General features: G+C 32.2%; 2 protein-coding genes. Both read right to left on the reverse strand.

Annotated elements, in window-relative coordinates; all coding sequences use genetic code 11:
• Nucleotides 1–2408, reverse strand: a 2408-nt coding sequence (locus M3P09_RS17105; RefSeq protein ID WP_249974047.1) for a BspA family leucine-rich repeat surface protein, incomplete at its 3' end; no start/stop codon positions are given.
• 1585 nt (nt 2409–3993) lie between these two features.
• Nucleotides 3994–6630: a BspA family leucine-rich repeat surface protein gene (locus M3P09_RS17110; protein ID WP_249974048.1), complete on the reverse strand. Its 2637-nt coding sequence runs from the start codon at nt 6628–6630 to the stop codon at nt 3994–3996.
• Between the last annotated feature and the right edge of the window lie 1248 nt (nt 6631–7878).

A 7878-nucleotide genomic window follows, 5' to 3' on the forward strand; every position in this document is an offset into this window, starting at 1 on the left:
TAAAACATACCAAGCATATTAGTTACGCTAGAGGTATCCCAGTTATCAAGGGGTTGATTAAAAGGAGTGTTTCTAAACATATTTGACATTGTTGTAACAGCACTTACCTTCCAATTATTGATGGGAGAATTAAATAATGTACCATGAAATACTTGTTGCATATTAGTAATTGTGCTTACATTCCAATTGTTAATAGCACCTCCATTATCTACAAAAGAACTACACTCTAAAAACATACCTAGCATTGAAATGGTTTGACTTAAATTTGGAGTGTCTGTTGCATTTAGTACTAAATTACTACACCCCTGAAAAGACTGTTCCATAGAGGTCCAAGTATTTGCCCCCCATTGTTCAATCGTTTGTATTTTATCTTTATCTCCTGTATTGTTAAAATAGATTCTAGGAAACGCACCACGAATAGCAACAGTGTATGTACCAGCTGTTAAAGTAGTACTTGTAGTATTACCTGAAACATTGGTAGCTTCTGGATTAAAAGTAGCACCATCATAACTCCAATCTACATCATAACTATAGCCTGTTCCAGTTGTAGGAATGGTAATGGTTTCACTTTCTTCAACCACCCAAGTGGTTATAAAATAATCTTCAGTTGTACATCCAAGGCCACCATCAGTAATCGTCCAATTAAAGGTTGAGTTTAAACTATTCCAAGCAGTTTCTGCTGTACAGTACTGACTACTGCCTCCATGAAAAGTTATATTAGAAGGGATATCATCAATACCATCATTAGCACCACCACTTGTATCTGTATGCCAACCTATTAAAGTAGCATCGTAGTTTTCTTGAGATAGGGTAGTATTGCGAAACATAAGATTCATTGTTGTAACATTACTGATATCCCAGTTATCAATGGGTTGATTAAAAGATGTGTTATTTAGAAACATACCAGACATATCAGTTACGTTAGAGGTATCCCAGTTATCAAGCGGTTGATTATAAGGTGTGTTTCTAAACATATCTGACATTGTTGTAACAGCACTTACCTCCCAATTATTGATGGGAGAATTAAACAATGTACCATGAAATACTTGTTGCATATTAGTAATTGTGCTTACATTCCAATTGTTAATAGCCTCTCCATTATCTACAAAAGAGCTACACTCTAAAAACATACCTAGCATTGAAGTGGCTTGACTTAAATTTGGAGTGTCAGTTGCATTTAGTACTAAATTATTACACCCTCGAAACGACTGTTCCATCGAAGTCCAAATATTTGTACCCCATTGTTCAATCGTTTGTATTTTATCTTTATCCCCTGTATTGTTAAAATAGATTCTAGGGAAAACACCACGAATGGCAAGAGTGTATGTACCAGCTGTTAAAGTAGTACTTGTAGCATTACCAGAAACATTGGTAGCTTCTGGATTAAAAGTAGCGCCATCATAACTCCAATCTATATCATAACTATAGCCTGTTCCAGTTGTAGGAATGGTAATAGTTTCATTTTCTTCAACCACCCAAGTGGTTATAAAATAATCTTCAGTTGTACATGCAAGGCCATCATCAGTAATCGTCCAATTAAAAGTAGTGTCTAAACTATTCCAAGCAGTTTCAGCTATACAGTACTGACTGTTTCCTCCATCAAAAATTATATTATAAGGAACATCATCAATACCATCGTTAGCACCACCACTTGAGTCAGTATACCAACCTATTAAAGTAGCATCATAGTTTGTTGTAGATAAACTCACATTATTAAATATCCCAACCATATTGGTTGCACTACTAATGTCCCAATTGCCTAAACTTTGATCAAAAAAACTGTCTTGAAATGCTCTGAAAAACTCTTCTACATTACTAGTATTCCAATTATTAATAGGGGCATTAAAAGATGTTGCATTAGCAAACATAAGCCCCATATCAGTTATACTACTCATGTCCCAATCACCCATTTTTCCTCCATTATCTACTAATGAACTTGCATCTTGAAACATTCTTCTAGTACTTGTTGCACTAGATAAATTTGGAATATCGGTTGCGTTGACGACTAAATTACTACAACCATAAAATGCTTCTTCCATAGAAGTCCAAGTACCTGTCCCCCATTGTTCAATCGTTTGTATTTTATATTTTATATTACCTATATTTGTATTGTTAAAATTAATTCTAGGAAACGCACCACGAATAGCAACAGTGTATGTACCTGCTGTTAAATTAGCACTTGTAACATCTCTTGAAACATTGGTAGATTCTGCATTAAAAGTAACTCCATCATAACTCCAATCTACATCATAATTATAACCTATTCCATATGTAGGAATCCTAATGGTTTCGTTTTCGGCAACTACCCAAGTGGTTATAAAATAATCTGCGTCTTGGGCCTGTATGCTTGTTATTGCAAAGTATAATAAAAAGGATGTAATAATAGTTTTGAGAGAGTAATACATCATGAATTTATGTTTTTTGAGACAATAAAAGTGAGGTATATTGAGAGATTTTTATAAAATCAAAAATACCGTTAATAAGGATGGATTAAAGCATATTTAAGGTAGCAAAAAGGTTGCAAATACGAAATAGGCGAACTATTAAGCATTTTATAATGCTTAATAACGGAGCATTCTAATACACCTTTTTTCAAAGAGTAAAGGCGCTTTCGTAAATAGTAAACTAATCATGGCTTTTGTTTAACATTGATAAGTTACTTTCCCTTTTTCTGAATCATAGGTCCGTTCTCCTATATATTCATGAGATGCTACTGTTGCTCCATTGCGCGAAGAAACCACAAAGTCGATGTAGATGTTATCCGTTATGAGATGCCAGCATAGGAGCATTAATAAAGCAAGGAGGACATGTTGCATTAGTATCATCACACACACACACACACACAGCCGGCTACCTAGCTACTGAAGACCAATGCTTCAATACCATCAGATATAGAACCAATTGCCTATTCTGTATCGACAGGAGATTCATCTTCAGAATCTGAATTCTCTAAAATATTGAATATCTAGCCTTTGTTTTTTCTTGTTAGCCAAACATTGGGTGTAATTCTATCTTGATTTTCTTCTAAGGTCTAGTCGTCATTTCTCATATTACTAAATGTTATGCTTCTCCTTTGCACACCGTATTGAAGTTTATAACCTTAATTGTCATCATCAATATCATCTGAGTTTAATACTTAGTTTTGAGGTTGCTCGCATGATGACATGGAAGCATCTATATTTCCGTATCCAGCACTATCATTTTTTTTATACGAGGTTTCAAATCACAATCATCACTTTTAAAGTAAATCAAAGTAATTAACCCTATTATAATAAGTGCCGTTAATTTTTAGACTAGTTGTTCTCGTTTTTAATTTAATTATTAAGGTAAAATTGATAAAAATTTGAATAAAATTTATGTTTGTGATTTTTCTTTTTTTTGATCAAGTTATCTATTTTCTAGACTTTACAAAAGGGTAAATAATTTAGAAATGCCGAATCTCTTCATTTTTAATGAAGTTTCAATATTTCACTTGATATTTGCTTGGATTGACAGGATTCTGTCAAAATACATAAAGGATTATATCAATAATTATTAAATAAAATATACATAAAAACAATTCTAGTCTATTTTTTTTAAGATACTTTTTCATTAATTTACTTTTTTAATAAGGGTATAGTTTTGCTGCCTGTTTGTTGATGTATTTTTCATCAGTTTAAATTCATTGTTTTTAATTGACAGAGATGTATTCGTCATTGAACATCTTGGTTAGTATCAATGAATTGTTATAGGTCATTTTATATTGTTAGTATTTAAAGTTTAAGAGGTTAATAATTATTTATTCACAAAATAACTTTTAAAGTATATAAAAGGCACGTATTGGGGGATGCAAAAAGGTTATAAACGAAAAAATCAGGAGCTTTTTTGAGCTTTTTCTATTTCTATAAGTGACTGAAATTCACTAATATTTAATTGCATTTTTATGCGTAGGGTACTATGCTCTTCAAAAAACACATTATCTGAACAAGTTTTATCTCATTTTTTAGTTAAAAATTATTGTTTTATAATACGTTTAGTCATATTCTCTGTATCACTTTTTAAACTTAACAGATATATACCACTAGATAGTTTACTTATATTAATAGATTGTTCTGCGGTGTTTGTTTTTATGGTTTTCGTTAAAATTAGCCTTCCAGAAATATCATGTATACTTATAGTTTTTAAATTGATATTTAAAGGGTTGCTAATAAATAGTTTGGATGCCGTTGGGTTAGGGTATAGGTGTATGTGTTTTTTTAATATGTTATTAGAGTTGATGCTTAGGGTTGATTGTCGTTCATAAGCACCTATATCTATGGTATTAAATAAGCGGATTTGACCTGCTAAATCAAAAGTTTCATTATTTTTGTTATCATCTCCTTTATCAATTAAATCTGGGGTATTAGGTATAAGGCCATCATCAGCGGTTCCAAATTCATCATCACCTCCAGCAGGATCTGTACTATTTGTAAATGGGTTTTGAGTAAGTTGTACAAAGGCGATATTATTATCAAGAATACTTTCATTTTTATCAGAGGCATTGTGGCTAGAACTGGTATTTATGGTCCCATCGCCAGCGATATCTGAAATATCACCATTCGTGCCAGCGCTATTGTTATAAAATACGGTATTGTAAAGCAGAGGTTTTGCCTGAATATTATTTTGCATTCCGCCACCTAGATTTTCAGATGTGTTTCCAGTAAAGGTAACATTTATAAGTGTAGGGTTAGAGCTATGATTAAACATGCCAGCACCATTGTTAACAGCTGTATTTTTATAAAATATTACATTGGTAAGTATTATTGGATTGGTAGGTGAGGTGGAGGTAGAAGCGAAATTAGCCATCCCACCACCGTTTTTACCTGAAGCATTTTCTACAAAGGTAACATTGATAAGCACTGGAGAGGAATTATTTGCATTGTACATCCCACCGCCTTCAAGAAAAGCTGTGTTTTTAGTAAAGATGACATTGGTAAGTGTTGGAGAAGATGCAGAATTTAGCATCCCACCTCCGTTATTTACATTACCTCCATTAGTGATTATTAAATGGTCAAAAAGGGTGTTATTTGTTAAGAGGGAAGTGCTTAAAATATTATTGGACTCTTGACCATCTAAGGTTGAATAGTCTTCTTGTATATTTGTAGTAGTATTGTAACCCCCTTTAATTACTAAGTCTTTACCACTATTTATTGTTATAACACCCTCTTGGTATGTACCAATTGCTATATATATATGATCACCTTTATTAGCATTATTTATAGCTGTTTTTATACTGGTATAGGCATTTGCCCAATCAGTCCCGTTTGTATTATTACCGTTAAGGTCTACATAAATAATGTTTGGGCATTTAGTATCACCTACAAACGTCCATCCTTTATTGTCTATTAAAGATTGTCTTTCGATTTCTGCAGTACAATACTCAATACTTAAAGCACCTAGTGTCACATCACTAGGGGTGTTTTCGTTATTAGCCCAAGCTATTAATGTGGCATCATAGTTTGCTCTGCTCATAGCAGAATTATCAAACATATTATTCATCATGGTAGTGTTAGTCTCTGCTGTTAAACCGCTTAAAACCCAAGAACTTAAATTTTGATTAAATGATATAGCACCATTAAACATGTTGCTCATAACTTTTATTTTACTTGCATCCCAAGAACTTAAATTTTGGTTAAATGCTTTAGCATCTTTAAACATTTCTGACATCTTTAATCCGTCAACATTAGTATTAATCCAATTAGGTAATGGTTGGTTAAATGCTATAGCGCCCTCAAACATTCCAGTAAAATCTGCATTTTCTTTAAATTGCCAGCTTGAAATATCTTGATTGAACTTAACAGCATTATTAAACATTTTTTGAGTATCTCCTACACCATCTGCGCCCACTTGAGAGACATCCCAACTAGAAATATTGCCGTTAAAAGCCAACGCATCCTGAAACATATAGCTCATTTCTACAACGTTACTTGTATCCCAACTATTTAAATCTTGGTTAAAGTTTTCACAACCTCTAAACATACTGTTTAAATCTTCAATAGAATTTAAATGCCATGTGTTTATAGATTCATGCCCTGTAAATGCGGTGCAACTATAGAACATGCGGTACATTGTTGTTACCAGAGATAAATCAGGGGCATCTGTAGCATTAACCTGCATGTTTTTACAATCTCTAAAGGCTTGATACATGGTTTCCCATTTAATCTCCCCCCATTGGTCTATAGATTTTAGTTTTTCTTCATCACCCGAAAGACTTACCCGAATGGCAGGAAAATCTTCGGTAATTTTTATTTGGTAATCATTTGTGCCTGAGTTATTTGAATAGGTGTGAGAGGCATTTCCTGTTTTACCACTTTCAATGGTTCCATCGCCCCAATCAATGGTATAATTATAATTTCCCGTAGCGTCAGGATTAATAGCAATGGTAATTTCGTCTGCATCAGTTACAGTCCAAGTGGTTGTAAAGGAGTTTTGGAATGCATCACCATTTTCATCATTAAAAAGTGCAGCAAAAGTACTTCCATCTTCTGAAAGACTTACAACACTATTCCCAAAATTATCAACCACTGTTTTACCATTAATATCACCTCCAATTTGGGTTTGAGCAAAAGTTATAAAAGGGATATATAAAAGAATTTGTAATAGCTTTTTCATAGGATTATTATTTATTATTCATTTTTTTATGAGTTAATATTAAAGGAGCAATAATAACAAGCTCTAAGTTTTGTGTTTGCAGTTCTCCTTTACAGTAATTGATCATATATAATATCTATATCAATGTTTTCTAACTTGTGCGGTTTATTTTGAAATTTTAGAGGGTATTGCAATATTAGCTTTTGAAACGGAAAAAAGAATTGTATTTAGAGTAGCAAAAAGGTTTCGAATACAAAAAAACTAGAAAAATAGTTAAGTTTTTCTATTTTCTTAAAATGACTGAAATTCATTCATATTTCATTACTTTTCAAGAACTGTGTTAAAAACCAAAAAAAGAAGTTAATCTGAAAAGTTTTATCTCATTTTCGGTTAAAATTATTGTTTTATAATACGTTTAAAGAGTGTACTTTTGTTTATAGTCAATATTTGTCTTGCAAAACAATATTAACTATAAAGTGGAAAATCCCATTTTTAAATAAGTATGATACTCATTAAAACCCGATGGAATTCATACACTTGCTAAATAAAATAGCTACGAGGCTTATTTACTTTACTGCCGTGAAGGGAAAACAGAAGCCATCGTCAGTACTAAAATCAATTTGATTCGAACATCATCGAACTCCCACATTAAATTTTCTAAGGAAAATTCAATAAGAGAGGAGGGCTGATAAGATTAATTTCCGCTTGGCCGCGCTAAAATTAACCCTATCGTCTGCCACTTTTTGTATCTTCGTTCTCAAAGCCTAGTAGCGTTTAGCAGGTAGTTGTGTATTTTGATTTATTAGGTTAAACTAAATGTAAGTTCGAGTGATTTTCAATAGAAAATTGTATCAAGAACAGGTTTTAAACACGAAGACTAGATTCTCGATACAAATTCCATTTATAAAAGTTAATTCAATTGGTATTACAATTTTTAGCCCGCCTTATAGATTTTTAAAATAAATAAACCACTGGTAAATACTACCAGTGGTTTAAAGCTATTAATCGCCTCAATACTTTATAATGAGGGCTTGTTACAAAGTTAGTTTTTGTAATGCAAAAAAGGATTATATTTAGAGTAGCAAAAAGGTTTCGAATACAAAAAAACTAGAAGAATAGAAGAATAGTTAAGTTTTTCTATTTTCTTAAAATGACTAAAATTCACTCATATTTCGTTACTTTTCAAGACCTGTGTTAAAAACCAAAAAAAGTAGTTTATCTGAAAAGTTTTATCTCATTTTCGGTTAAAAAGAAAAAGTCAAGAATGAG

The sequence above is a fragment of the Jejuia spongiicola genome (genome assembly GCF_023502325.1).
Classification (GTDB): Bacteria; Bacteroidota; Bacteroidia; order Flavobacteriales; family Flavobacteriaceae; genus Wocania_A; species Wocania_A spongiicola.